The 348-nt window shown below is 66.1% G+C and carries 1 protein-coding gene; it reads right to left on the reverse strand.

The window, feature by feature from the left end; genetic code table 11:
• On the reverse strand, positions 1 to 256 hold a 256-nt coding region (rplQ, locus tag ELR45_RS40635; RefSeq protein WP_240759361.1), incomplete at its 3' end, for a 50S ribosomal protein L17.
• Positions 257 to 348: the final 92 nt, after the last annotated feature.

Consider the following 348-nt stretch of genomic DNA (forward strand, 5'->3'; position numbering starts at 1 on the left):
GCGGTCCGATCTCAGTGAAGAGAACGTGCACGACGTCCTTGTCCCGGATCGTGCTGAGCACCTGCCGACGAGCGCTCAGGTCGCCGCGCTTGGCCTTGGTGATCAGGCGTTCGGCCACCGGACGCAGCCGGCGTGCCTTGGCCTCAGTGGTGGTGATGCGACCGTGCTCGAACAGCGCGGTAGCCAGGTTGGCGAGGATCGCACGCTGGTGCGACGGCGAACCGCCCAGGCGAGCACCCTTGGTGGGGGTGGGCATCGTGATCTTCTCCTGTGTTGGTCGGTGATCGGAGCCGACACCGGAAGGCACCGGCGCCGACCACCCAGGTCATCTGTTTCGAAAAACTGGGC

Origin of the sequence: Phytoactinopolyspora endophytica (assembly GCF_004138495.1) — a bacterium.
Lineage (GTDB): Bacteria > Actinomycetota > Actinomycetes > Jiangellales > Jiangellaceae > Phytoactinopolyspora > Phytoactinopolyspora endophytica.